25 protein-coding genes are annotated in these 26,352 nt (G+C 65.5%); 17 read left to right on the plus strand and 8 right to left on the minus strand.

The window, feature by feature from the left end; all coding sequences use genetic code 11:
* Positions 1–12 precede the first annotated feature (12 nt).
* Positions 13–618, plus strand: coding sequence for a cysteine hydrolase family protein (locus EF294_RS10420; protein ID WP_123929221.1), 606 nt, complete (start codon positions 13–15; stop codon positions 616–618).
* A 225-nt stretch (positions 619–843) separates the two neighbouring features.
* On the opposite strand, the gene EF294_RS10425 is transcribed toward EF294_RS10420, so the two are convergent.
* Both EF294_RS10425 and EF294_RS10430 read right to left on the minus strand, forming a co-directional pair.
* Positions 844–2,214 carry an FAD-binding oxidoreductase gene (locus EF294_RS10425; RefSeq protein ID WP_123929225.1) on the minus strand — a complete coding sequence of 457 codons (1,371 nt, stop codon included), beginning with the start codon at positions 2,212–2,214 and terminating at the stop codon, positions 844–846.
* A 15-nt stretch (positions 2,215–2,229) separates the two neighbouring features.
* On the minus strand, positions 2,230–2,940 hold the full coding sequence (locus EF294_RS10430) for an NAD(P)H-binding protein (protein ID WP_123929228.1): 711 nt from the start codon (positions 2,938–2,940) through the stop codon (positions 2,230–2,232).
* 225 nt (positions 2,941–3,165) lie between these two features.
* Here EF294_RS10430 and EF294_RS10435 point away from each other — a divergent pair, with 225 nt between their 5' ends.
* Both EF294_RS10435 and EF294_RS10440 read left to right on the plus strand, forming a co-directional pair.
* Positions 3,166–3,747 carry a MarR family winged helix-turn-helix transcriptional regulator gene (locus EF294_RS10435; RefSeq protein WP_123929232.1) on the plus strand — a complete coding sequence of 194 codons (582 nt, stop codon included), beginning with the start codon at positions 3,166–3,168 and terminating at the stop codon, positions 3,745–3,747.
* A 73-nt stretch (positions 3,748–3,820) separates the two neighbouring features.
* Positions 3,821–5,653, plus strand: a complete 1,833-nt coding sequence (locus EF294_RS10440; RefSeq protein ID WP_123929235.1) for an MFS transporter — start codon at positions 3,821–3,823, stop codon at positions 5,651–5,653.
* On the opposite strand, the gene EF294_RS10445 is transcribed toward EF294_RS10440, so the two are convergent.
* The 4 genes from EF294_RS10445 to EF294_RS10465 all read right to left on the minus strand — a co-directional run bounded on the left by EF294_RS10445 (position 5,643) and on the right by EF294_RS10465 (position 8,299).
* Positions 5,643–5,837 carry a hypothetical protein gene (locus EF294_RS10445; RefSeq protein ID WP_123929238.1) on the minus strand — a complete coding sequence of 65 codons (195 nt, stop codon included), beginning with the start codon at positions 5,835–5,837 and terminating at the stop codon, positions 5,643–5,645. The genes EF294_RS10440 and EF294_RS10445 overlap by 11 nt on opposite strands.
* Positions 5,838–6,470: 633 nt before the next feature.
* Positions 6,471–7,331, minus strand: coding sequence for a ParA family protein (locus EF294_RS10455; RefSeq protein ID WP_123929241.1), 861 nt, complete (start codon positions 7,329–7,331; stop codon positions 6,471–6,473).
* 96 nt (positions 7,332–7,427) lie between these two features.
* On the minus strand, positions 7,428–7,661 hold the full coding sequence (locus EF294_RS10460) for a hypothetical protein (RefSeq protein WP_123929244.1): 234 nt from the start codon (positions 7,659–7,661) through the stop codon (positions 7,428–7,430).
* A 62-nt stretch (positions 7,662–7,723) separates the two neighbouring features.
* Positions 7,724–8,299, minus strand: coding sequence for a hypothetical protein (locus EF294_RS10465; protein WP_246007801.1), 576 nt, complete (start codon positions 8,297–8,299; stop codon positions 7,724–7,726).
* Between the two features lie 173 nt (positions 8,300–8,472).
* Here EF294_RS10465 and EF294_RS10475 point away from each other — a divergent pair, with 173 nt between their 5' ends.
* Positions 8,473–8,946 (plus strand): NUDIX hydrolase, encoded by a 474-nt coding sequence (locus EF294_RS10475; protein ID WP_123929254.1) that lies wholly within the window; start codon positions 8,473–8,475, stop codon positions 8,944–8,946.
* Positions 8,947–9,066: 120 nt separating this feature from the next.
* On the plus strand, positions 9,067–10,068 hold the full coding sequence (locus tag EF294_RS10480; RefSeq protein WP_123929256.1) for an NADP-dependent oxidoreductase: 1,002 nt from the start codon (positions 9,067–9,069) through the stop codon (positions 10,066–10,068).
* 104 nt (positions 10,069–10,172) lie between these two features.
* Here the strand turns inward: EF294_RS10480 and EF294_RS10485 are convergent, their stop codons facing one another.
* Complete coding sequence (locus EF294_RS10485; RefSeq protein ID WP_123929259.1) at positions 10,173–10,457, minus strand: hypothetical protein; 285 nt, start codon at positions 10,455–10,457, stop codon at positions 10,173–10,175.
* 499 nt (positions 10,458–10,956) lie between these two features.
* Between EF294_RS10485 and EF294_RS10490 the strand changes: the two genes are divergently transcribed.
* The 3 genes from EF294_RS10490 to EF294_RS10500 all read left to right on the plus strand — a co-directional run bounded on the left by EF294_RS10490 (position 10,957) and on the right by EF294_RS10500 (position 13,990).
* Entirely contained in the window at positions 10,957–12,144 is a 1,188-nt protein-coding gene (locus EF294_RS10490; protein ID WP_123929262.1) for an aminotransferase class I/II-fold pyridoxal phosphate-dependent enzyme, read from the plus strand.
* 5 nt (positions 12,145–12,149) lie between these two features.
* Complete coding sequence (locus EF294_RS10495) at positions 12,150–13,346, plus strand: serine hydrolase domain-containing protein (RefSeq protein ID WP_123929265.1); 1,197 nt, start codon at positions 12,150–12,152, stop codon at positions 13,344–13,346.
* Between the two features lie 83 nt (positions 13,347–13,429).
* Positions 13,430–13,990 carry a dihydrofolate reductase family protein gene (locus EF294_RS10500; protein WP_123929623.1) on the plus strand — a complete coding sequence of 187 codons (561 nt, stop codon included), beginning with the start codon at positions 13,430–13,432 and terminating at the stop codon, positions 13,988–13,990.
* A gap of 82 nt (positions 13,991–14,072) precedes the next feature.
* Here the strand turns inward: EF294_RS10500 and EF294_RS10505 are convergent, their stop codons facing one another.
* A complete protein-coding gene (locus EF294_RS10505; RefSeq protein WP_123929268.1) occupies positions 14,073–14,987 on the minus strand; it encodes a hypothetical protein in 915 nt (304 codons plus the stop codon).
* Positions 14,988–15,273: 286 nt separating this feature from the next.
* Between EF294_RS10505 and EF294_RS10510 the strand changes: the two genes are divergently transcribed.
* The 9 genes from EF294_RS10510 to EF294_RS10550 all read left to right on the plus strand — a co-directional run bounded on the left by EF294_RS10510 (position 15,274) and on the right by EF294_RS10550 (position 26,320).
* Positions 15,274–16,911 (plus strand): aromatic/alkene/methane monooxygenase hydroxylase/oxygenase subunit alpha, encoded by a 1,638-nt coding sequence (locus tag EF294_RS10510; protein WP_014360863.1) that lies wholly within the window; start codon positions 15,274–15,276, stop codon positions 16,909–16,911.
* Positions 16,912–17,041: 130 nt separating this feature from the next.
* Positions 17,042–18,085: a 2Fe-2S iron-sulfur cluster-binding protein gene (locus EF294_RS10515; protein WP_123929270.1), complete on the plus strand. Its 1,044-nt coding sequence runs from the start codon at positions 17,042–17,044 to the stop codon at positions 18,083–18,085.
* A 48-nt stretch (positions 18,086–18,133) separates the two neighbouring features.
* Positions 18,134–19,240, plus strand: a complete 1,107-nt coding sequence (locus EF294_RS10520; RefSeq protein ID WP_123929273.1) for an aromatic/alkene monooxygenase hydroxylase subunit beta — start codon at positions 18,134–18,136, stop codon at positions 19,238–19,240.
* A gap of 5 nt (positions 19,241–19,245) precedes the next feature.
* Positions 19,246–19,581 carry a propane 2-monooxygenase effector subunit MimD gene (gene mimD, locus EF294_RS10525; protein WP_185091039.1) on the plus strand — a complete coding sequence of 112 codons (336 nt, stop codon included), beginning with the start codon at positions 19,246–19,248 and terminating at the stop codon, positions 19,579–19,581.
* Between the two features lie 147 nt (positions 19,582–19,728).
* Entirely contained in the window at positions 19,729–20,775 is a 1,047-nt protein-coding gene (locus EF294_RS10530) for an amidohydrolase family protein (protein WP_123929276.1), read from the plus strand.
* The gene (locus tag EF294_RS10535; protein ID WP_123929279.1) at positions 20,772–21,560 is read left to right on the plus strand and encodes an iron-sulfur cluster assembly protein; all 789 of its coding nucleotides are present in this window, start codon (positions 20,772–20,774) and stop codon (positions 21,558–21,560) included. Before EF294_RS10530 ends, EF294_RS10535 begins: the two co-directional genes overlap by 4 nt.
* The gene (locus tag EF294_RS10540) at positions 21,557–22,582 is read left to right on the plus strand and encodes an NAD(P)-dependent alcohol dehydrogenase (protein ID WP_123929282.1); all 1,026 of its coding nucleotides are present in this window, start codon (positions 21,557–21,559) and stop codon (positions 22,580–22,582) included. The genes EF294_RS10535 and EF294_RS10540 overlap by 4 nt, the downstream gene beginning before the upstream one ends.
* A gap of 71 nt (positions 22,583–22,653) precedes the next feature.
* Positions 22,654–24,303 (plus strand): chaperonin GroEL, encoded by a 1,650-nt coding sequence (groL, locus tag EF294_RS10545; protein WP_123929285.1) that lies wholly within the window; start codon positions 22,654–22,656, stop codon positions 24,301–24,303.
* A 244-nt stretch (positions 24,304–24,547) separates the two neighbouring features.
* Positions 24,548–26,320, plus strand: coding sequence for a sigma-54-dependent Fis family transcriptional regulator (locus tag EF294_RS10550; protein WP_185091030.1), 1,773 nt, complete (start codon positions 24,548–24,550; stop codon positions 26,318–26,320).
* The last annotated feature ends 32 nt before the right edge of the window (positions 26,321–26,352 follow it).

Raw genomic sequence — 26,352 nt, forward strand, 5'->3', positions numbered from 1 at the left:
GTGCGCAATCCCATGTCCGACACACGCACCCTCGATCCCGCCACCACCGCTTTCCTCCTCATCGGGGTTCCGAAGGAGTTCACCTCCGACGGCGGTGTGCTGCACGACGCGGTCGCCGAGGTGATGGACAAGACCAGCATGCGCACCAACACCACCTCGCCGACGCCTGCTGGCCGGGGTGACGATCATGCACGACCCGGTCACCTTCGCTCCCGGCTGCGGCGAACTCACGCCACACCCGTACAGCCTCGTCAAGGGCGCCGTCGGCGGCAACGCTGTCGGGAAGGGCACCTGGGTGCACAGATTGTCCACGATGTGGCACCCGCCAACGGCGACATCTTCATCGAGGGCAAGCACGGACTCAACACCTGCGCCTCCACAGACGCCGATTTCATTCGGCGCAGCAAGGGAATCGAGACGGCAACCCTCGCCGGACTCCGCGACAACCACTGTGCGGAATCGACAATGCGCTCGGCGTACGACCACGGATATCGGATGATCACGCTCACCGACTGCTCTGCGGCGACCTCGGTCGCCGAACACGACAACGCGATCTCCTTCGACTACCCGACGCACTCGCATCCGGGCGCCGCGGCTGACGTGCGAGCGGCATTGTGAGCCGCCTGACTCCTCAGAGGTGCAGGTCGCGCTGCCAGATCGCCGCCGTCGCGGCACCGCCGATCAGTCCGGTGGCCACCAGGTAGCCCGCCGAACCCCACCACCAGCCGCCACCGCGGTCGGGGTGGCACTCACGAGTGCTCCACGGTAGGGATGGTGCTCCGCACGACCAGGGTCACGATCACCGTGATCGTCTTGTGACGTGGTCGTCAGACGCGGCTCCATTCAGCCGAAGAGCACTCCGGGATTGAGCAACCCCTGCGGATCGAGGGCGTCCTTGACGACGCGCATCGTAGCCAGGTCGATCGGCGAACGACCGAGTCGGGTCCACGCCGTCTTCGCCCGGCCAATCCCGTGTTCGGCGCTGATGCTGCCGTCAAGCCTGTCGACGACGCCGAAGACCGCTTCGGTGACGGTGTCGGCCGCCTCGGCCGGGACATCGAGGAGGTTCACGTGGATGTTGCCGTCGCCGACATGCCCGAAGAGGATGGGGCGGCAGGCGACGTCGAGATGACCAGGCAAGTCCTGCAATTCGGCGATGGCGTGCGGGAGGGACCGGATCGGGAACGACACGTCGAGTTTGACGACCGGGGTCGTGGTGGCCCGCGCGATGGCCTCGGTGTGGCCTTCCCGGATCTTCCACAGCGCCCGTGCGGGTCCAGGCTCGAGCACCGCGTCGACGATGCCCTCGGCGTCGTCGAGGAGGTCGACGACGGCGGTCTCGGTGTCACCGGCACCGGAGACCTCAAGCAGCAGATGGTAGGGAGCGGGGGCGCAGACCGGACGTCGGCTGCCGTGTTCGGCGACGAGGTCGACACCCTCATGGGTCATGAACTCGGCCGCTTCGATCGCCAGACCTGCCTCGCGGGCCCGCCCGATCAGGGCGAGCGCATCGGCCACCCGCTCGAGGGCGGCGACGACGACAACGGTGGCCAACGGCGGGCTGACCAACCGGAACAACACTCTGGTGATGATGGCCAGAGTGCCCTCACTCCCGGCGAGAAGTCCCGGAATGTCATATCCCACATTGTCTTTCACGAGCGGTGACCAGCGCCGCAAGATGTCGCCATTGGCACGGACGGCCTCGATGCCGAGTATCGCCGCTCGAGTGTTGCCGTGCCGGATCATGCGGATGCCACCGGCGTTGGTGGCGACGACACCGCCCGCGGTGGCGCTGTCCCGGGAGGCGAGGTCAACCGGGAACATCAGTCCGTGGACCGCGGCATGCGCGTCGATGGCGGCGATCGTCGCTCCGGCCTGCGCGCCGACACATCGTCCAATCGGGTCGACCGCGTCGAGATCGGTCATCCGCGCCGTGCTGAGCACGATGCGTCGGCGCCCCTCTGCGGTCGCCGGTGGCACCGACCCGCCGACGAGGCCGGTGTTGCCACCCTGAATGCAGATCTGAATCTTCGCAGCGGCAGCGACTTTCACCACAGCAGCCACCTCGCCGACGGTGCGCGGCCGGACCACCGCGTCGGCGATACCGCTATAGCGGCCCATCCAGTCAACGAGGTATCCGGACATGGCGTCGCCGTCGGTCAGCACGTTGCGCTCACCGACGATCTCCACCAGAGCCGACTCGACACCGCTCATGTCAGTACATTTCGCTCAGGCCAGCGCGTTCTCGATCGGGACGTCACCGTCGTTGAACTCGATGACCCGCTTCGCGGTGGCCGGATCGGCGATCACCGCCGCAGCGACCGCGGCGACATTGTCGCGGCTGACCTCGCGCTTGGATGTCGGGCTCCCCGATGTTGCGGACCCTGATGTTGCGGACCCTGATGTTCCGGACCCCGCGGAGGTGTCCAATTCCCCGACCTCGATGCGGCCGGAACCCGGGTCGTCGGTGAGTCGGCTTGGACCGAGAATCGTCCAGGATAGATCCGTGCTCGTAAGATGGCGGTCAGCCGCAGCCTTGGCCTCGGCATAGGCGAAGAACGAATCTCCCTGGGGGACACCGTGATCGGTCCCGGCACCGAAATATGAGACCATGATGTAGCGCGGCACACCGGCCGCCCTTGCGGCGTCGATGGAGCGAATCGCGGCATCGCGGTCGACCGCGAAGGTGCGCTCGGGGTCGCCGCCACCCGCACCTGCCGACCACACGACGACGTCGGCTCCGGCGAGCACCTCGGCGATGGCCCCGGTGTCGAGGTGCTCCACGTCGGCGAGGACGGGCACGGCTCCGGTCGCGATGATGTCGCCTCTGTGCGCCTGGTTGCGTATTACCGAGCTGACCGCGTCACCTCGTGCGGTGAGCAGCCGCGCCAGTCGCAGCGCGATCTTCCCATGCCCCCCGATGATGATCACTCGTGCCACGGTGCACCTCGTTTTCGTGTTGGGTTGTCATTCGTCTTGGGTTCATCGGGTGCGATCCGTCGCCATCCTGCCCCGCCCCACCGTAAGCACACGGGCCCGACGGGAAATTCCCATAGCACATCCGAGTCCGCCCGACGTGCACATCGAAGCATCCAGACTTTACCATTCGCTTACTTAGCACTAAGCAACTATATTCGGGGCATACGTCTCGAAAGGAGCCTGCCGATGTCGCCGCGAGCACCGAACACCACAACCATCGTCGAAACGACCATCGCGCCGGTCACGCCCGCCACAGACACGCCTGACGTGGCGATTCTCTATCACCATCTGGTCCGGATCACCCGCTCGCTGCGCTCCGGCGGCCAGGGTGTGCTCAGCGCGGGCGTGGCCTCGGCATTGTGGACGATCATCAATCATGGTCCGCTGCGCCTGTCCGAACTCGCCGATCGCGAATCGGTGACGATGCCGACGATGTCACGCATCGTCGCCTCCCTGGAGCAGCAGGGATTCGTCGAGCGGGCGCCGGACCCCGATGACGGGCGGGCGCGACTACTCGTAGCGACCGTGGCAGGCACGGAGCACATCAACCACGCCCGGTCGACGAAGGCCCAGATCCTCGGTACCGCGATGGAACGCCTTGACCCGCAAACGCGCTCGCATCTGACCGAAGGAGTGGTGGCCCTCGCCGCTGCCCTAACCGACACCGCCCCAACCGACACCGCCCCAACCGACACCGCGCTGTCTCATACCAAGCGCTCCGGCGACGAACTCGCCGATACCCCCGAGAGCTCGGTTCCACCCCGATGACGGCGCCGCGAGCCGCTCATCCCCGCTCACAGCGCACCCCGACCATCCACCACCGGTATCGCAGGAGACGACAGTGACCGCCCCCATCCCGACCGCCGACCCGGCTCCGACCGCACGTTTCGGCCCCCACTACAAATGGATTGCGTTGTCCAACACCACGTTGGGAATGCTCATTGCCACCATCAACTCCTCGATCGTGCTCATCGCACTGCCCGACATCTTCAAGGGCATCAACGTCAACCCCCTCAACAGCAGCAACACCAGCTACCTGCTGTGGATGATGATGGGCTTCCTGGTCGTCACCGCCGTCCTCGTCGTCAGCTTCGGCCGCCTCGGCGACATGTTCGGCCGAGCCCGCATGTACAACATGGGCTTCGCCATCTTCGCCATCTCCTCGATCTTCCTCGCCATCACCTGGTTCGACGGCAGCAAAGCAGCACTCTGGCTGATCTTCTGGCGCATCGTCCAAGGCATCGGCGGCGCCTTCATCATGGCCAACTCCTCGGCCATCCTCACCGACGCCTTCCCCGCCAACCAACGCGGACTGGCGATGGGCATCAACGGTGTCGCCGCCATCGCCGGGTCCTTCCTCGGCCTCCTCATCGGCGGCATCCTCGCCCCCATCCAGTGGCATTTCATCTTCCTCGTCTCCGTGCCCTTCAGCGTCATCGGCACCATCTGGGCCTACCTCAAGCTGCACGACCTCGGTGAGCGCAAGACCGCCACAATGGACTGGTGGGGCAACCTCACTTTCGCCATCGGCCTGATCGCGATCCTGATCGCCATCACCTACGGCATCCAGCCCTACAAGACCCACGCCATGGGCTGGACCAACCCCTGGGTGCTGGCCGGATTGATCGGCGGCGTGATCGTGTTGGCCGCCTTCGTATTCATCGAAACCAAGGTCGAGAGCCCCCTGTTCGAACTCAGCCTGTTCAAGAACCGGTCATTTACCTTCGGCAACCTCGCCAACCTCGCCGGCTCCATCGGCCGAGGCGGCCTTCAGTTCATCCTCATCATCTGGCTGCAAGGCATCTGGCTACCCCAACACGGCTACGACTACTCCCGCACCCCGCTGTGGGCCGGTATCTACATGATCCCCATGACCATCGGTTTCCTCATCAGCGCACCGGTCTCGGGAGCACTCTCGGACCGGTTGGGCACCAAATGGTTCACCACCCTGGGCATGCTCATTACCGCAGGCACCTTCGGCGCGCTCATCGCCATGCCCGTGAACTTCACCTATTGGGTGTTCGCGCTCGTCCTCCTCATCAACGGCATCGGCATGGGTTTGTTCGCCTCCCCCAACCGCGCCGAAGTCATGAACTCCCTACCGGTCACCTCCCGTGGCTCCGGCGCCGGCATGATGACCACCTTCCAAAACTCCGCCATGGTCTTGTCCATCGGCCTGTTCTTCTCACTGATGATTGCCGGACTCTCCACCCACCTACCCGACGCCATGTACTCCGGCCTCACCGCCAACGGCATGCCGGCACCCGCCGCCGACGGCATCGCCCACATCCCCACCGTCGGTATCTTGTTCGCCGCATTCCTCGGCTACAACCCCATCCGTGAAGTCGCCGGCCAAGCGCTTCAAGGGCTCCCCCAAACCAGCACCGATCACCTCACCGGCCTCAACTTCTTCCCCCATCTGATCAGCGACCCCTTCTCCGACGGCCTCACCGCAGCATTCACCTTCGCACTCATCTGCTGCGTCCTCGGCGCCATCGCCTCACTGTTCACCGGCGCCAAGCCCACGACCGTTGACACCGCTGATGCAACAGACACATCGGAGCCACGTCTGTCGGTGGGTGAGGAACTCGCCTCGGTCGCCGGCGAGGCATCGGGCTCAAGCCCGTCGGAACTGGTCAGCAGCACTGCGGCGCGTGCGCATCTCAGGTCGTGACCGCCGAGAGCATCTCCAGTGTCTCGCGGCTCTCGCCTCCGAGTATCGCGGTGTACACGAGCAGGGCGTGCGCGGTCCGGTTCGAGGCGCGTCCGATATGCACCTCGATCGAGCCCAGGTCGGGGCGCAGGAGTCGCTTGACGTCGTCTGAGGCTCGCGTGCCGACGTCGTGCTCGCGCCACAACTCGACGAGCTGCGTACTCCGCGAACGTCATCCGTCAGCCACCCGCGCCGCACATCAGCACGGCCCGGCATCGTCGCCAGTGTGCGCGGGCTTGGTGTGCGCGGGCTTGGTGTGCGCGGGCTTGGTGTGCGCTCATGAGTGATGGTCGTGAGCGGCCTCGTCGAAACCGTGCTCGGGTCGCCTCGTCGGTAACCCATCGGTCGGTGGTGCTGCGGCGATATCCAGCAGCGCGGCCCGTATCCGTCGGCCCATATGACCTTCCCCGCGCATCCGGTGAATTCCGATCGGCCGGCCGGAATAGGTGGTCCCGTTCATTGAGCCGCGAGTGAGCCGGCTGTCATAGTCGGTCGACATCCGGCCACGTGCGCCAACTCCTCGCGACGCAGTCCGTGTGTACGTCGGCGGGCAGTCCGGCGTCAGCCGGTTGCGGTGTCTCGCCCCGAGGAATTCCTCGACGAGGTGCTCAGCGACGAGGTGCTCAGTGCGCTTGCTAACCAGACCGAACCAGATCGTCCTCGAGCGGGTCAAGCCGCTGCGGCATTCGAAGGCAGCGGGCATTCCGGGGAGTGAACTCATCGACCAGCTGGACCGGCTGAGCTGATCGATGCGTCCGCCGAACCGGCGAGGGTCCCGCTATCCGCCGAGTTTGGCCAACGCCTCGGTCATGACCACACGCGTGAGCGCCTCGAACTGCTCATAGTGGCCGTGATGGCCGTATTTGGCGCGCAGTGTGGGCCACGGCTCGAACGCGGCGGCCGCACCAACAACGTTGCCCTCGTGGAGATAAGCGGGTAGCACGTTCTGGATGGTGGTGTCACGACGCAGCCGCTTCACCGTGGCCTGGTGCAGCGCCGACGACGGCCGGTACTTACTGATCACGACTCCGAGCTCACGGATGTCGCGTCCGATCTCGCTGGCAAAGTCGCCGACATGGCGTTGCACGTGCGGAATGGCGTAGGTGGACAAGACATCCGGAATGGTCGGAATAAGGAAGCCGTCGGCGCAGGCGAGCCCGTTGAGGGTGAAGGGTCCCATGGTGGGTGGGCAGTCGATCAGGATGAAGTCGTAGTCGTCGGCGACGGGTGCGATGGCGCGGCGAAGGATCTCCACGGCGGCGGTGTGGTCGTCGGCCAGTACCCGCCGCGCACTCAACTCTTCGGCGAGCTCGATCAGATCCAGCGATGCCGGCAGCAGGTCCACACCGGTAACCCCCGCCACCGACGACACCCCACGCTGCAGTACGGCCTCACGATCGAAATACGCAGTCCCGTCGAGGGCGTCGGAGAACAGCGTGGCGAGGGTCCGCCCCCGATCGTTGAGTTCGAGCCAACGCTCGGGGCCGATCATGACCGCCGTCAGGCTGGTCTGGGCGTCAAGATCGATCAAGAGCACCCGTTTACCGAATACACCGGACAAGAATTCGGCGACCCCGGCGGTTACCGTCGTCTTGCCCACCCCGCCCTTCAGACTGATGGTGGCGATCACCCTCGGCATGAGGGGAGAGTAACCGCAGTGGGGTCATCGTCGCAGGTCGACGCGGCATCTCCATGCGCGCTTCGACCGGTCTGCTGCGGCTCGCCGTCTGCGGGATCAGAAGCCGGGAGATGTGGGTCCACCGGTGTTGCGCGAGGCTCGAACCAGCATGATCCCGCCGTAGAGGGCCAGACCGATCAGACCAATCCAGAACAGCCCCTTGAGAATCGGTCCGAGGATCGCCAGTGCGATGAGGACGATCGCGATGATGCCCAGGACCTTCCAGAAGTTCGGGCCGGTGCGGCGAGCGCTGCCGTCGTGAGTGGTGGTGGTGTCTGTTGTGGTGTTCATGACTCCACCATGCGCCCGCGGACACCAGAATTCACTGGTCAGCGGGATTTCCGGGGGAAAGATCAGGGGTCTCCCCCATCCGAGCCGCGCCCTGCGGCGCGGGCCCGGGGGTCGGGATCGCCGGTGGTGTAGTGGCAACCAAGGACTGCGGGACCACTGATCGCCCGGCGGTCCCGGAACCAGGCGACGCACACGTCCGCGACGCAGCCGCGTGAGCGGGTGAGCAGATATCCGTGCGTGCAATCACGGAACCGATCCTCGTAGTTCCAGCGGTCGAGCATCGCGCGCGGTACCGCGTATCCGGCAACCGACGGGACGTCCATCAGCGTCGTCGAGAGCCTGACCATCATCGTCTGATCACGAAGTACCAGGATCTGCGCGCCCGGAACGTCACCGGCGGCGTCGGAGTCGCCGTACTCGGCGGGACCCAGGTCGAGGACGCCGCCGGCAGGTATGCCCGCGACGGAATCGGTGAGCCAGTCACGCATCGCCGTCCAGACCAGATCCGGATCGGGTTCGCCCGACTCGGATGTGCCGGGGCCGGGTGTGATCGGATTGGGAGCGTCGGGATTGGGAGCGTCGGGATCGGGAGCGTCGGGATCGGGAGCGTCGAAATCGGGGGTGAATGGGTCGAACACCGTGGCCTCCTCTACATCGGGATGGGCCCAGTGAATCACCGGGCACCGACAAGAAATCGAACGCGAGTGCGAACTGTGGATGTCGGGCGGCTCACCAGCGGCAATATGGACACGAGCACCGAGGCTGGCGGCGCGCCCGGCGGTGTTCGGATGCGGAAGGCAAGATCGTCATCATGACGATCCCCGAATTCATCCGTGATCTTCGTGCTCACGTCGGACACGCCCCCCTGTGGCTGTCAGGGGTCAGCGGGGTCGTCGTCGACGACTCCGGCCGCGTGTTGCTGACCCACCGTGCCGACACCGAGGAGTGGGCGGTGGTCTCGGGGGTTCTCGAGCCCGGGGAGGAACCCGCGGACGCGATCGTTCGGGAGATCGCCGAGGAAACCGGGATCACCGCGGCCGTCGACCGTCTGACGAGCATCGACGTGACACCGATGATCACCTATCCGAACGGGGATCAGACGCAGTATCTCGACGTGTGCTTCCTCGCGCGGCACGTCGACGGCGAACCGCGCGTCGGCGACGACGAGAACCTCGCGGTGGCCTGGTTTTCCACCGACGATCTGCCGGAGCCGCTCGCGGAGACCACCCGCCACCGGGTGGCCCGCGCGCTCGACGGCGACGAACGCGCCTGGTTTCGTCGCTGAGCCGATGTCGCTGAGCCGATGTCGCTGAGTCGATGTCGCTGAGTCGATGTCGCTGAGTCGATGTCGCTGAGTCGATGTCACCGTCGGAATATCGCGCGGCCGGGCGTCCTTGAACCGACCGTGACCGATTCCCCCAACGCCACCACCCCAGACGCCAACGACAACACCCTCGACATCGACTCCGCTACGGTGACCGCCCGTCAGGTCGTCGCCGTGCGGTACGGCGATCCCCTCGACGTCCTCGATGCCGTCAAGGTCGAGTTGCCGGTCCCCGGCCCGGGGCAGGCCGTGGTGGCAGTCGAGGCCATCGGCGTGAACCCGATCGACGCCAAGATCGTCCGGGGTTTGATGGGCACCGATGAGTCCGCCCTGCCGCGACCGGTCGGCAATGAGGTCGCAGGCACCGTTCGGGCGGTCGGACCCGGCACCGACGATCTCGCCGTCGGCGATCCGGTCATCGGTTATCCGGTATCCGGGGCGTATGCCGACCACATTGTGGTCGCGACCGACCGGCTCCATCGCCGGCCCGAGAGCCTCGACGTTCAGCGCGCCGCTGGCCTGTTGCTGGTGGGCGTGACCGCCGCTGATGCCGTCGCAACCGCACACGTCGCCGACGGCGATGTCATCGTGGTGCACGGCGGCGCGGGCGCGGTGGGGGTCGTCGCAGTCCAGCTCGCGGTGAAGGCCGGGGCGACGGTCATTGCCACCGCCGCGCAGAACAATCACGAGTATCTGCACGGACTTGGGGCGATCCCGGTCACCTATGGCGACGGGCTGATCGAACGCATCCGCGACGCGGCGCCGGGGACGGTCACCGCCGCCATCGACACGGTCGGCACGGACGAGGCGATCGATGTCTCGCTGGAACTGCTGGCCGATCGCTCACGCATCGTGAGCATCGTCGCCTTCGGCCGCGCCGAGGACGGAATCACGTTGCTCGACGGATCGAGCAGCGACAGCAAACGTCATCGGGCCGAGGCCGTCGAGCCGCTGATCGCCGCAGCCGCCGACGGGTCACTGGTGACCGAGGTCGCCGCGACGTACCCTCTGGACAGCGCCGGTCAGGCGTTGGCCGACCTGTCCGGGCGCCACCCTCGGGGCAAGTTCGTCCTCCTTCCGTGAGGCACTCTCCTGCGCACACCTGGCGGGCACACCCTTCACCACCACAGTGAAAGGCGCTTTATCACAGTCACTTTCACAATACTCAACAACGGCGACGAGATTCCTCAGCACAATTTCGGCGTCTTCCGGATCAAGCCCGAGGACACCGTCGAGGCCTGCCCCTCGGCCCTCGGCCCTCGGCCCTCGAAGTAACCTATCGTCACATCGAGGGCCGCGCAGATGCACGAGAACAAGCCGAAGCCGTTGCGGCAGTGCGTAAGTCTGCGTATAACCAGCGATGAGTTCTTCATACCAAGCCCAACAACAGCTTTCACGCCTTCGACGACGCCCTCGCCGACGAATCCCCGGAACAGCCCCGTGTCGCGCACGTCGACCTGCATCTGATCCATTGGCCGCTGCCCGACGTCGGCGATGTCGTCGAGCCCTCGAGGGCGATGGAGCGGCCTACGCCGATGGTAGGGCCCGCGCGATCGGCGTCTCCTATTTCCAGAAGCATCACCTCGAGCGCCTGTTCGCCGAGACCGAGGTCGCGCCCGCGGCCAACCAGCTCGAGGTGCGCCCCTACCGCGACCAAAACCGCTGCGCACCTTGAATTTCCGAACACAACATCGCCACCGAGGCATGGTCGCCGATTGTGCGGAGCGACGTCCTCGATGATCCGGTGCTGAGGAATGTTACCGAGGAGAAGGGCCGCACGGAGGCACAAGTGGTGTTGCGACGGCACATTCGGCGCGGCGACATCATCCTTCCACGAGCCGGTGACGCGCTCGCGTGTCCAGGAGAACTTCGCGCTCATCGACATCGATCTGTCCGAGTCCTGACCCACCGTTGACCTGACCGGCCCACCCACCGACCCCTCCGGTGCGCGCCGTTGAGCAGAATGGGTCCATGCACATCTCGCGGCGCGCGCACCGGGTGGCACCCTTCTACGCGATGGAGTTCGCCAAGAAGGCCGCGGCCGTGGAGGCAGCCGGACACCGCGTCATCCGACTCAACATCGGCGAGCCGGATTTCGGGCCGCCCCCGCAGTTCCTCGCCGCCGCGCGCGACGCCGCCGATGGCCGGCCGATGGCCTACACCGAGGCGCTCGGCACCGTCGAGCTGCGCGAGGCGATCGCCGGGTTCTACGCGACACACTTTCGCGCCGAGGTTGATCCGCGTCGGGTCGCCGTCACCACCGGCGCCTCGGCAGCGTTGCTGCTGACCTGCGCTGCACTGATCGACGACGGCGACGGCGTCCTCATCGGCGACCCCTCCTATCCGTGCAATCGGCAGTTTGCCGAGAGCTTCGGAGCGCGGGTCTCATTGATTCCCACGACACCGGACAACCACTACCAACTGACACCGGATCTCGTCACACGGTCGTGGGAAGAGACGACGCGCGGGGTCATCGTGGCCTCGCCGTCGAATCCGACGGGTACCTCAATTCCCCACGACGACCTGCGTCGGATGTGTCGCGAGGTCGGCGATCGCGGTGGGTGGAGCATCGTCGACGAGATCTATCTGGGTCTCGCCGATCCCGACGCCGACGGTCATCCGCCGCGCAGTGCGCTCGCCGACCCGACCGCCACCGCGTCGACCGTCGTCATCAACAGCTTCTCCAAGTACTTCGGCATGACCGGATGGCGGCTGGGATGGGCGATCCTGCCCGACGTCCTCGTCGACGTCGTCGAGCGGCTCGCGCAGAACTACTACGTCAGTCCGCCGACCCCTGCGCAGCACGCGGCCTTGAGTTGTTTCACCCCGCAGTCACTCGGTGTCGCCGAGGATCGTCGACGGGAGTTCGTCGGTCGCCGTCGCCTCGTCCTCGACGGTCTCGAGCGCATCGGCCTGCCCGTCCCGGTCCCGCCGGACGGCGCGTTTTACGTCTACATCGACGTCTCGCCGACGGGCCTGGGGTCGGCGGAGTTCTGCGACCGTGCTCTGCGCGAGGCGCACGTCGCACTCACCCCGGGCAAGGATTTCGGCGTCGCCACCGCAGACGACCGCATCCGGCTGTCGTATGCGGCCTCGACCGCCGATCTCACCGACGCACTCGAGCGCCTGGAGCGCTTCGTCGGCGGCCTGGCAGGGTAGTCGCCATGGCGACACCCACTCCGCAGCCCGCGACCGACCGCATCGCCGCCGCTGCCGACGACTGGTTGATTTCCACCGACAATTCGGCTCTGCCGGGCGTCGTCACCGGGGTGAGCACCGCCGAGCAGACGGTCCACCTTGGTTCGGTCGGACCGATCGCCACCGACTCGGTACTGGCCCTCTATTCGGTCACCAAGGCGCTCACCGCAACCCTCGCTCTGCAACTCGCCGACGATGGAGCCCTCGACCTCGACGCCCCGGCCGCCGAGTACGAACCCCGACTGGCCGGACTCACCGTGCTCGACGGATTCGACGACGACGGCACGCCGCGCCTGCGGGAACCGGCAAGCATCCCGACCACCCGTCAACTCCTCACCCACACAGCGGGTTTCGCCTACGCCTTCTTCAACGCGGACTACACCCGGGTAACCCGTGCACAGGATCTGCCCGACGTGGCCGCCGGGACCGTCGAATCGTTGGGGACGACATTGATGTTCGATCCCGGCACCCGCTGGGAGTACGGAACCAACCTCGACTGGGCCGGATTGGTGATCGAGGGCATCACCGGCCACCGCCTCGGTGACACCATGACCCAGCGATTGTTGACGCCTCTGGGTATGTCCGACACCACCTTTGCGCGCGACGCTGCCGCGCTGGCCCGCACCGCCCGACTGCACGCCCGTCTGCCCGACGGATCCCTCAAAGCGCTGCGCACTCCGACTGCGCCGGACGAACCACTGGTCGATATGGGCGGGCAGGGCCTCTACTCCACGATTGCCGACGTCCTTCGGTTCCTGCGGCTGTGGCTGTGCGGCGGGTACACCGACGACGGCGAGCAACTCCTGCGACCGGAGACGGTCGCCGCTGCCACCGCCGATCAGCTCGGCCACCTGAAGGTCACCGCACTGCCCGGCGTCGACCCGCGGCGCACCCGCGACGCGGAATTCTTCCCGGGCATCGCCAAGGGCTGGAACCTTCTCGCGATGACCAACGAGGCCGACGCCCCCACCGGGCGCCGCAGCGGCTCCTACGGATGGGCCGGACTGGCCAATGTATATTTCTGGATCGATCCGTCGAGCGGGATCGCCGGCGCTTGGGGGACCCAGCTCTTCCCGTTCGCGGACCCGACGGCGATGCGCGCAGCGCTGGGCTTCGAGGCCGCGGTGTACCAAGCGCTGGACGGGACGCCGCCAGGCCGATGAGTTTCTGCGGCGCTCCCGGTCGATACGGATACGAGCACACCGACGGGTCGTCCGTCGGCCGCACCGACAAGGAGTTCACCGCGATGGGAAAGATCCACGTTCACGAGTTCGTCAGCCTCGACGGCCGATTCGAGGACCCGGCATTCACCGCGCCCTATGGGTTCACCGATGCCATGGGTGCCACCCTGGGTGAGATCATGTCGTCGTCGACAGCGATCCTGCTGGGCCACAACACCTTCGACATGTTCGCCCCGGCCTGGTCGACCCGAACGGCCGATGACGATCCCGGCGCGCCGTTCTTCAACGACACACCTAAGTACGTCGTGTCCTCGACGCTGACCGATGCCGAGGCGCAAGAGGCCTGGCGCAATTCGTCGGCATTCGGCCCGTACTCCGCCCGCAACGTCGCCGATCTCAAGGCGCGTACCGATGGCGGCATCTACATCAGCGGCAGTGGACAACTGGTGCGGGCGCTGCTGGCCGACGGATTGGTCGACGAGCTGCATCTGCTCGTCTACCCGGTGGTCCTGGGAACCGGCGCGCGTCTGTTCGACGACCTCGGAGACACCCGGCTGCGTGTCGTCGGCCACGACGTCTTCGACAACGGGGTCGTGCATCTGTCCTACGGACCAGAGGCGCAGTAACCCCGCCCAAATCTGTGTCGACTTCGCCTTTGTGTGTCCTGCAGGACACACAACGCCGAAGTCGACACATATTCACGGCAGGTCAGGCCGCCATCAGCGCGAGGTGGACCAGCCAGTGACGCACCTTCGCGACCACCGTGCCGCGGCGCAGATCGTCCCAGACCCAGCGGATCACCATGATGCCCATCGCGCGGAGCGCGTCTTCGCGGGCCTTCTCGTGCAGTACGACCTCGGTGACGTCTTCTCCGGGCCGCAGTAGCTTCTGGTACTTGACCTTGCCGTCGAACTCCCCGACGAGCAGACCGTCCCAGTCGAAATCGGTCCGGGCGACGAAGATGCCGTGCTTGTCGTAGAACTCGTGCTGCAGCCGAGCCGGACGCAGCCCGGCCTCGATCAGTTGGGCGCGACTCCACGACTCCCCTGGGCTCTCGGCTTTTCCGTCGGCGAAGCGCAGTGCATGCCGGGCCCGCCCGACCCCGCGACGAGAGCCGGCCAGCATCATGGCCATCACCTCACGATCGGCACCCCGCCGGAGCGCGGCGTCGAAGACGGCCAGCGCCCTCGCGAAACCGTCGGCGCCGCAGGCGACATCGACGGCGGTCCGTTCGAGCGAGGTCACCGACACGCCGTCGATCACGACGGTGTGCGCCTCGGATACCTCACCGACGTGACGGTGCAGCGTCGTGGTTCGAAAGCCCGTCGGCGCGGTGCGGTGGACGCGACGGAAGTTGGGTTCGAGCATGGCGAGGCCGAGGACCGCGGCCGCGCTCTGGTGACTCAACGGCGCGTCGGAGGTCCCGGTGAGCACCGTTGCGATCGCGGTCAGTCGGTGGAGTTCCTCGGGCTCTCGGCGCACCGCCTCGGCGTAGACCCCGCGGACGATCCGCACGATCTGCTTGGTGCGTACCGCTCGGGCGAGATCCTCGTCGGTCAATCCGACGGCGATCACCGCCGTTCGATGTATGAGGCCGTGGGTATCGGTGGGAAAGGTCATCATGCCGAGTTGGACGCGGCACGCCTTGCCGCAGTTCCGCCCGACGTCAGATCTTCCGCAGATGTGTGCCGACTTCGGGTTTGTGCGCCCTGCAGGACACGCAAAGGCGAAGTCGACACACATCTGCGCTGGTCAGCCGGTTTCAGACCCTCCGCAACCGCAGATCCACGCCAATGGATATGTGGCCAGTCTCACAGTGAGACGGGTGTGAGACACATCACGCGGTTGTATCAGTAGCGCTTCAGCCCGCAGGCCGACACCGCGTCGGCTCTTCTACAGGAGGCGCACATTGAGCAGGCAGAGCTTGACCAAGGCCCATGCGAAGATCACCGAGCTGTCGTGGGAGCCCACCTTCGCCACCCCGGCAACCCGGTTCGGAACCGACTACACGTTCGAGAAAGCACCAAAAAAGGATCCGCTCAAGCAGATCATGCGGTCGTACTTCCCGATGGAAGAGGAGAAGGACAACCGCGTTTACGGCGCCATGGACGGCGCTATCCGCGGCAACATGTTCCGTCAGGTCCAGGAACGCTGGCTCGAATGGCAGAAGCTGTTCTTGTCGATCATTCCGTTCCCCGAGATCTCGGCGGCCCGCGCGATGCCGATGGCCATCGACGCCGTCCCCAATCCGGAGATCCACAACGGACTCGCGGTACAGATGATCGACGAGGTTCGTCATTCGACGATCCAGATGAACCTCAAGAAGCTGTACATGAACAACTACATCGACCCGGCCGGCTTCGACATCACCGAGAAGGCCTTCGCCAACAACTACGCGGGCACGATCGGCCGTCAGTTCGGCGAGGGATTCATCACCGGTGACGCCATCACCGCTGCGAACATCTACCTGACGGTGGTCGCGGAGACGGCCTTCACCAACACCTTGTTCGTGGCGATGCCCGACGAGGCCGCGGCCAACGGCGACTACCTGCTGCCGACGGTCTTCCACTCGGTACAGTCCGATGAGTCCCGCCACATCTCCAACGGCTATTCCATCTTGCTGATGGCGCTGGCCGACGAGCGCAATCGTCCGCTGCTCGAACGGGATCTGCGCTACGCGTGGTGGAACAACCACTGCGTCGTCGACGCTGCGATCGGTACGTTCATCGAGTACGGCACCAAGGACCGCCGCAAGGACCGGGAGTCCTACGCCGAGATGTGGCGTCGGTGGATCTACGACGACTACTACCGCAGTTACCTTCTGCCCCTGGAGAAGTACGGGTTGACCATCCCGCACGATCTGGTCGAGGAGGCATGGAACCGCATCGTCGACAAGCACTATGTGCACGAGGTCGCCCGCTTCTTCGCCACCGGCTGGCCGGTCAACTACTGGCGGATCGACGCCATGACCGACACCGACTTCGAGTGGTTCGAGGAGAAGTACCCCGGCTGGTACAACAAGTTCGGCAAGTGGTGGGAGAACTACAACCGTCTGGCCTACCCCGGCAAGAACAAGCCGATCGCCTTCGAGGACGTCGACTACCAGTACCCGCACCGCTGCTGGACCTGTATGGTGCCGTGCCTCATCCGCGAGGACATGGTCACCGACAAGGTCGACGGCCAATGGCGCACCTACTGCTCGGAGACCTGCGCCTGGACCGACAAGGTCGCGTTCCGTCCCGAGTACGAGGGTCGCCCGACACCGAACATGGGTCGTCTCACCGGTTTCCGCGAATGGGAGACTCTGCATCACGGCAAAGATCTCGCCGACATCATCACTGATCTCGGCTACGTCCGCGATGACGGCAAAACCCTGATCCCGCAACCGCATCTGGATCTCGACCCCAAGAAGATGTGGACGCTCGACGATGTGCGCGGCATCCCGTTCGGCAGCCCCAACGTGGCACTCAACGAGATGAGCGATGACGAGCGTGAAGCCCACATCGCCGCCTACATGGCCAACAAGAACGGGGCCGTCACGGTCTGATCCGTGGCGCCCTGGTCCGCAACGCCGGGCGCCCCTGGCGAGGGCGTATCGAGGCCCACCACGCGCGACCTCGATACGCCCTGGCCGTTCCGGCTACACCCGCATACCGCTCTGCGCCCCAGGAGACTTCATGGCCGACACGCACAAGATCAGCTTCGAACCCGTCGACATCGAGATGGAGGTCGGCGAGGACGAAACCATCCTCGACGCCGCATTCCGGCAAGGAATCCACCTCATGCACGGCTGCCGCGAGGGCCGTTGCTCGGCCTGCAAGTCGTACATGCTCGGAGGCGACGTCCAGATGGACGACTACTCCACCTTCGCCTGCAATGACGCCGAAGAGGCCGAGGGTTACGTACTTCTCTGCCGCACTTACGCTTACAGCGACTGCGAGATCGAGCTCCTCAACTTCGACGAGGACGAACTCCTCGGCGGTGCACCCATCCAGGATGTCACCACGAAAGTCGCTGCCATCGAGCCAATGACCCCCGACATCGTCTCCCTCACACTCGATGTCGTCGAACCGGAGTCCGTGGAGTTCAAGTCAGGACAGTATTTCGACCTGTTCATCCCGGGCACCGAGGACAAACGCTCGTTCTCGATTGCCAGCACCCAGGCCACCCCGGATCGGCTCGAGTTCCTGATCAAGAAGTATCCCGGTGGACTGTTCGCCGGGATGCTCACCGACGGCCTGTCGGTGGGTCAGGAGATCACGCTGAACGGTCCGTACGGGTCGTGCACCCTGCGCAACGGGCACGTCTTGCCCATCGTGGCAATCGGCGGCGGCGCGGGGATGGCACCGCTCCTGTCTCTCCTGAGACACATCAGCGAGACCGGCCTGAACCGTCCTATTCGGTTCTATTACGGCGCACGGACCGCCGCCGATCTCTTCCTACTCGACGAAATCGCCACTCTCGGTGAGAAGATCGAGAACTTCTCCTTCACCGCATGTCTGTCGGAGAGCACCGACGGCGCACCCGAGGGCGTCACGGTCATCAGCGGGAACGTCACCGACATCGTCAACGACAACGAAGCGGACCTCGCCCGAACGGAGGTGTATTTCTGCGGTCCCCCACCCATGGTCGATGCAGCTCTCGCGCTGGCGGAACAGCATTCGGTTCCTCACGACCAGATCTTCTACGACAAGTTCACCAGCCCGGCATTCGACTCCTGATCACGACCACCGCGGTCGAGTCAGCCTGAACGAGAAGGAACGAAAGGTATGTCCGCACCAGCGCAACCCCGGGAACGCAGCTTCCCATCCATCGAATTCACCGACGCCGAGGCCGGCGCACGGGAATTCCCGAGCAGCCGCAGCCGCAAGTACAACTACTATCAGCCCTCCAAGAAGCGCGCCACGATCTACGAGGACGTCACCGTCGACGTCCAGCCGGATCCCGAACGCCACCTCACCCAGGGCTGGATCTACGGCTTCGGCGACGGTCCCGGCGGATACCCGAAGGAATGGACCTCGGCGCAGTCGAGCAATTGGCATGAGTTCCTCGACCCCAACGAGGAGTGGGAACAGTCGATCTACCGCAACAACTCTGCGGTCGTGCATCAGGTCGATCTGTGCCTGCAGAACGCCAAGCGCGCACGGGCCTACGACGGCTGGAACTCCGCGTGGCTCAAGTTCATCGAGCGCAACCTCGGTGCCTGGATGCACGCCGAGAGCGGCATGGGTCTGCACGTGTTCACCTCGATTCAGCGGTCCGCGCCGACCAACATGATCAACAACGCGGTCTGCGTCAACGCCGCCCATAAGCTGCGTTTCGCGCAGGATCTGGCGCTGTTCAATCTGGACCTCTCCGAGGCCGAGGAGTCGTTCGACGGGTCGGCGCACAAGGAGGTCTGGCAGTCGGCTCCCGAGTGGCAGCCCACCCGGGAGGCGGTCGAGCGCCTGACCGCGATCGGCGACTGGGCCGAATTGTTGTTCTGCTCCAACATCGTCTTCGAGCAACTGGTGGGCTCGCTGTTCCGGTCCGAGCTGGTGATGCAGGTCGCCGCCCGCAACGGCGACTACATCACCCCGACGATCGTCGGCACCGGCGAGTACGACTATGACCGGGACCTGAACTACTCGCGTGCCCTGTTCCAGATGCTCGCCCGCGACGAGAAGCACGGCATCGACAATCGCAAGCTGTTCTCGCGGTGGATGTCCGAATGGGTTCCCCGGTGCCTCGACGCCGCCCGCGGATTGCAGCCAATCTGGTCGCAGCCGGCGGACAAGTCCGTCACGTTCTCATCCAGCCTCGACCACGCGAAGACCAAGTTCGCCGATGTCCTGGCAGCCATCGATGTCGATATCCCAGAGGAGTTGAACAAGTGAGCACCATGCAATTCGGAGCCGATACCGAGTTCTCCAACATGTGCGGTGTGACGCTCATGAACACACCGATCGGGCGCATCGTCGCCGACGTGATGGGCGCCAAGGACGGTGTCGAACTCACCGAATACCCCTCGATGATCCGCGTCGACGGGGTCAACCGTCTCGATTTCGACTATGACGAACTGACCGACGCCCTCGGCCAGGACTTCGACGGATCGATCTTCGAGGAGATCAGTTCGACCCACTACGGACGGATGGTTCACCTCGACGACAAGACCATCTTGTTCGCCAGTCCCGAGGACGCCGCCGAGTTCATCGGCTTCGATCTGACCGCCTCCTAGGGGAGGTCGCACAGAACTTCGCCGCCGGGGTCGTCACGCCCCCGCAAGCAGGCCCCGGCGGCGAATTCCACTACCCGACACGTCACCACAGCATCAGTTTTCAGCCCACACAGCCCCGTCAACGCCACGAGAGAGCGAGTGATAGCGATGTACGAGAAGAATGGCGACAAGTATTTCATTGTCGATGCCCACGTCCACCTATGGGACGGCCGCGAATCCAACCAGCGCAACATCCACGGCAAACAGTTCATCGACTGCTTCTACGACTACCACCGCAATCTCAGTCCCGCCGAACAGCTGTGGGACTACGACACCTACTGCTACTACGGCCCCGATCGCCTCATGCGGGATCTCTTCGAGGAAGGGCCGGCCGATCATGCGATCTTCCAGGCCACCATCCTGCGGGACTTCTACGTCAACGGCTTCGCCCAGGTCGACGACGCACTGAAACTCTGCCAGGACAATCCCGGCAAACTCACCTACAACCACGCCTATGATCCGCGCGACGGCGAGGACGGCCTCGAGCAGCTCCGCCGAGACGCCGAGACGATGGATCTCAAGGGCGTAAAGCTCTACACGGCCGAATGGCATGGCGAATCAAGGGGATACAAGCTCGACGACCACTGGTCGCGCAGGTATCTCGAAGAGTGCATCAAGCTGGGCATCAAGAACGTGCACGTACACAAGGGCCCCACCATCCGGCCGCTCGACCGCGATGCCTTCGATGTCGCCGACGTCGACAAGGTCGCCACCGACTATCTCGACCTGAACTTCATCATCGAGCACGTCGGGCTCCCCCGCCTCGAGGACTTCTGCTGGATCGCCACCCAGGAGTCGAATGTCTACGGCGGCCTGGCCGTGGCGATTCCGTTCATCCACACGCGGCCGCGGTACTTCGCACAGATCATCGGCGAGCTCCTGTATTGGATCGGCGAGGACAAGATCCTCTTCGCCAGCGACTATGCGCTGTGGACACCACAGTGGCTGGTGGAGCGTTTCGTCGACTTCCAGATCCCTGAGGACATGACCGAGTACGCCCCGATCACCACCGATCAGAAGCGAAAGATCCTCGGCCTCAACGCCGCCGCGCTGTACCCGCACATCGAGGTGCCCGCCGAACTGCGTATTCCCACCGACGCCGCCGACCCGGGAGCCGAGGTGGCCGCGGGCGCAAAGGATGCGGTCGCATCATGACGGCACTGTCGGAGCCGCCCGATACCGATGTGAGGGTCGTCGACGCGGTGCTCGAGGCACTGGGTACCGTGCTCGATCCCGAACTCGACCAACCGATCACCGAGTTGAACTTCGTCCGATCGATCTTCATCGACGACGACGGGGTCGCCGTTCACCTACGGCTGCCCACGTCGTTCTGCTCGCCCAACTTCGCGTATCTGATGGCTTCCGATGCCCTCGACGCACTCGAGGACATCGACGGCATCGGGAACGTGCGGGTCATGCTCGACGACCACCACGACTCGGACAAGATCAACGCCGGGCTCGCCGCGCATGCCGGCTACAAGGGCACCTTCGGTGTGGAGGCCGAACAAGACCTCGAGGAGCTGCGGCTGACGTTCCTGCGCAAGGCGCACACCGCGGCGATGGAACGCGCTGTGGCCAAGCTCATCTCGTCCGGTCGCGTCAGCGTCGACAACTGTGAACAGCTGTTGCTGCGCGATCTGCCCGACGATTCAGCCAAGTGGGCACTGCTGCGCCGCCGCGTGCAGCTCGGGCTGGGTGTGTGCCCCAACTGCCGGGTCGTCGTGGGCGAGGACGGCACCACCCTGCCGCCCGAGCAGATCCCGATGCGCTTGCGCTTCGCGCGATCGGTGCGGATCTCGATGGAGGGCAACAGCCATTTCTGCCGCGGTCTGCTGGCCACCCGTTACGCCGACGACGGCGAGTGTGACGGCGTCAGCGGCCCGGTGATCACCAATCTGCGCACCAGCGGGGGCGCAATCGACGAGAAGAGGCCGGCATGAGAGCGGTACAGGTGGTCGGGTACCACGACAAATTGCAACTCAACGAGATTCCGGATCCGCAAGTCACCGGGCCACTCGATGTGATCGTGCGCATCGGCGGTGCCGGCGTGTGCCGGACGGATTTGCACATCCTTGAGGGCCAGTGGGAAGCCAAGAGCGGTGTGGCCCTTCCCTACACGATCGGCCACGAGAACGCCGGCTGGGTCGAGGCGATCGGTGATGCCGTCACCAACGTCGCCGTGGGCGACAAGGTCATCCTGCACCCGCTGATCACCTGCGGACTGTGCCGGGCGTGCCGCGACGGTGACGACGTGCATTGCGAGAACAGCAAGTTTCCCGGAATCGATACCGACGGCGGCTACGCCGACTATCTGAAGACGACCGCCCGCAGTGTGGTGCGCATCGACGACTCACTCGAACCCGCCGCGGTGGCCGCACTCGCCGACGCCGGATTGACCGCCTACCACGCGGCCGCCAAGGTCGCGCGGATGACCCGACCCGGTGACACGTGCGTGGTGATCGGCGCGGGCGGATTGGGCCACATCGGGATTCAGGTGCTCTCGGCGATCTCCGGGGTCACCATCGTGGTGCTCGACCGCAACCCCGACGCGGTGGCACTCGCCGTCGAGGTCGGTGCGCACGAGGGAATCGTCGCCGACGGCAACCACATCGAGAAGGTTTTGGCGTTGACCAACGGCAAGGGCGCCGAGGCAGTGCTCGACTTCGTCGGCGAGGGCGGCGCGACGGCCGAGGGTGTCGCGATGCTGCGGCAGGCCGGCAACTACTTCGTCGTCGGATACGGCGAAAACATCAATGTCCCCACCATCGACATCATCTCGACCGAGATCAACTTCATCGGCAATCTCGTCGGTTCCTACAACGACCTCACCGAGCTGATGACGCTGGCTGCCCAAGGCAAGGTCACACTGCACACCGCGACCTATCCGCTCGCCGATTTCCAGCAGGCCCTCGACGATCTCGATGCGGGCAAGGTCAGGGGGCGCGCCATCCTGATCCCCTGATCCACACCCGAGAACTCCACATACACCCGAAAAGATCTACCCCGCACGATATTCGAGAAAGGCTGGACAACATGGCCAAGGAGTTGCGCTACAACGCCGAAGCGCGGCTGCGGCTGGAACGGGGCGTCAATGCCCTCGCCGACGCGGTCAAGGTGACGTTGGGACCCAAGGGTCGCAACGCCGTCCTGGAGAAGCTCACCGGACCCCCGACGATCACCAACGACGGTGTGACCATCGCCCGCGAGATCCAGCTCCGAGACCCGTTCGCCAACATGGGCGCCCAGCTGGTCAAGGAAGTCGCCATGAAGACCAACGGGGTCGTCGGCGACGGCACCACCACCGCGACGGTTCTGGCCCAGGCCATGGTCCGCGAGGGCCTGCGAGCGGTCGAACAGGGCGCCAATCCGATGCGCGTGCGGCGGGGTATCGAACGCGCCGTCGCCGCCGTCCTGGGCTCGCTGACCGAACAGGCCGTGCAGGTCGGCGGTCGCAGTGACCTCGAACGCATCGCATCGCTGGCCGCCAGCGACGACGAGGTGATCGGTGAGGTCATCGCCGCCGCCGTCGAACACGTCGGTAAGAACGGCGTCATCACCACCGAGGAGACCGACACCCTCGGGCTGTCGGTGGACGTCGTCGACGGCATCGAATTCGATCACGGGTACATCTCCGGGTACATGGTGACCAATCCCGAGCGCATGGAGGCGGTGCTCGACAACCCGGTCGTGCTGCTCACCAACAAGAAGATCACCTCGGTGCAGGAGATCATGCCTGCCATCGAGGTCGCCAAGCGCGCCGATCGGCCACTGCTGGTGCTGGCCGAGGACGTCGACGGACCGGCCCTGCAATTGCTCGTCGGCGGCAACATGCACAACACGATGCGGTCGGTGGTGGTCCGCGCACCGGGTTTCGGTCATCGCCGAATCGCCGAACTCGAGGATCTCTCGGTCGCCCTGGGCGGCCATGTGATCGCCAAGGACACCGGGATCGAACTCTCCGAGGTCAGCATCGAGCACCTCGGCACCTGCGACCGGGTGACCGTCACCGAAAACGAGACGACCATCGTCGGCGCGCACGGCGCGCAGGAACTCATCGACGCCCGGGTGCACCATCTCGAGGCCCAGCTCGAGCGGGCACGAATCGACGCCGACCGCGACGCCCTGGAACTGCGGATCGCTCGGATGACCGGCCGGGTCGCGGTGATCCGGGTCGGCGGTGTCACCAGTGTCGAGCTCAAGGAACGCATGCTGCGTGTCGAGGACGCCCTGGCCGCGACCCGGGCGGCGGTCGAGGCCGGGATCGTCTCCGGTGGCGGCACGGCGCTCGCCCAGTCCCACCGCGCCCTGGAGTCGCTGGATACCTCCGGCGATGAGGGCGCCGGCGTGCAGGTGGTACGCAACTCGCTGGCCGAACCGCTGTTCTGGATCGCAACCAACGCCGGCTACGACGGCGAAGAGGTGGTCAAGGTGGTGACCGGGCTGCCCCTCGGACACGGGTTCAACGCCCTGAGCGGCTCCTATGGCGACATGTTCGACGAGGGCGTCATCGATCCATGCAAGGTGACCCGCGCGGCATTGGAGAGCGCCGCGTCGATCGCGGCGTTGCTGATCACCACCGAGACAGCGGTGGTCGAGGAGGTGCTCGGCAACCCCGGCGCCATCCCCGCGCCCGGCTTCGGCGATCTCGCCGAGGGCATGGTCCGTCCGTCCAACATCTACTGAGTCGGGTGTGTGCCGGGTCGACGGGCCCGGAGCACACCGCCCGAGAATGATCCGACGCCGAATCATTCGCACCCAGGACTGGGCCGGCCGCGATCCGGACGATCTGATTCGTTCGCGGCGTTGATCGCGGCCGGTCCTCCCCAGGGGGTACACTCACAGCAGGTGAGACCCAGATCACAGCGGAGCACCCGATCACAGAGGAGCCTTTTGCTCGGTGATTCCACAGCCCACACCACCAGCAGCCATGTCCACCGCAGCGATCGCCCGAGCCCGGGAGAAATTCCTGAGCAACGACGCGCTCGATGATGCCGTCCGCGACTCGATTTCGACGTCGTGGAAGCGTTCGCGTGCGTTCAACGTCCACGCGGATCGTCTCGAGCTGCCGTTCGTCCGCGAACCGAACCTCGAGGGCCCGCTGGTCAGTGCGGCCCGGCCGATCCTGAGCCAGCTCGCCGACGATCTGTCCACCGAGCCGGTCTCGATCATCCTGACCTCCGCCGACGGGGTCGTGCTCTCGCGCACCACCGCCAGTCGCCGCCTGCAGCAGATGCTCGACGATGTCAGTCTCGCCCCGGGGTACAGCTACAGCGAGGAGCACGCCGGCACCAACGGCATCGGGACCGCACTCGAAACGCGACAGCCCACCCTGGTCCGCGGATCCGAGCACTACGCCGGATGTCTTGGCCCGCTGTCGTGCGCTGGGGTGCCGATCGTGCACCCCATCTCCGGGGCGGTCGTCGGAGCGCTCGACCTCACCTGTCCGTCCGACGACGAACACCCTTCGACGCTACTGCTGTCCCTGGCCAAATCCGCCACCTCGCAGATCGTGCACCGCATGGTCTCGCAGGCCAGCGAACGGGAATCCCGGCTGCTCAACGCCTACCTCGCCACCTGTCGGCGCGCCCCGCAGGCGATGGTGCTCGCCATCTCCGGCGACGTGGTCCTGATGAACCGTCGACTGCGCCACAGCATCGATCCCGGCGACCAACTCGCAATCCTCGAACACGCCGTCGACCAGTCGCCGGACCGGATGTCGGCGAATCGCGTCAGCACATTGCCCAGCGGTCGGGTCGCTCGATTATCACCGGTCGATGAGCACGACGACTCCGACACCGCGATCGCGGTGTTCCGGGTCCATCTCCTCGATTCCGCGCCCACACCTGCCGCCTCCACCCCGCTGCGCCCCGTCGCCTCGTTGCCCGGTGTGGTCGGGCGCAGCTCGTCGTGGCGGCAGTGCTGCGCACGAGTCTCCGGGCACGTCCAGGCTGGTCAGTGGATCGCCGTGTCCGGCGAAAGCGGTTCCGGCCGTACGGCTTTGCTGCGCGCTGCGGCAGAACGCTACCAACCGTCGACAACGCGGATCTTTACCGCCGACGATTTCGACGCCGACCCCGATTCCGGGTCGGACACCGACGAGACCCTCGACGCCCTCGCCACCGAACTCGACCGCGAAGGGTTCTGCATCATCCTGTGTGACCTCGACCGGGTGCCCGCCCATACCCAAGCCGCAATCGCCGACCTGCTGCCCGGGCGGGAGTACGCCGGCTGGCTCGGCGTCACCACCGCCCTGCATTCGGCCGACGCCGCGTCCATGTTGTTGCCGTTCTTCGGCCATACCGTCGAGTTGCCGCCGTTGCGGCACCGCATCGAGGACCTCCACGATCTCGTACCTGCCCTGCTGCGCCAACTCACCCGTGGGCGGGAGCTCACTGTGGCCTCCGACGCCATGACCCAGCTCAGCAAGTACGGGTGGCCCGGCAACGTGGCCGAATTGCGCCAGACGCTACGAGAGGTGGTCACCCATCAGCGTTCCGGGGTGATCGGCGTCGGCCAACTCCCGCCACGATGCCGGACCACAAGTCGGCACACCCTCACCCGCATCGAGGCGCTCGAACGTGATGCGATCGTGCGCAGTCTGGAGGAGAACGACAACAGCAAAGCGGCTGCGGCACATGCGCTCGGCATCTCCCGCGCCACGATCTACCGCAAGATCAAGGAGTTCGGGATCGTCACCTGACGCCCGGCCGACATTCACCGACCTCAGCGCGC

This window comes from Gordonia oryzae, assembly GCF_003797185.1.
GTDB lineage: Bacteria > Actinomycetota > Actinomycetes > Mycobacteriales > Mycobacteriaceae > Gordonia > Gordonia oryzae.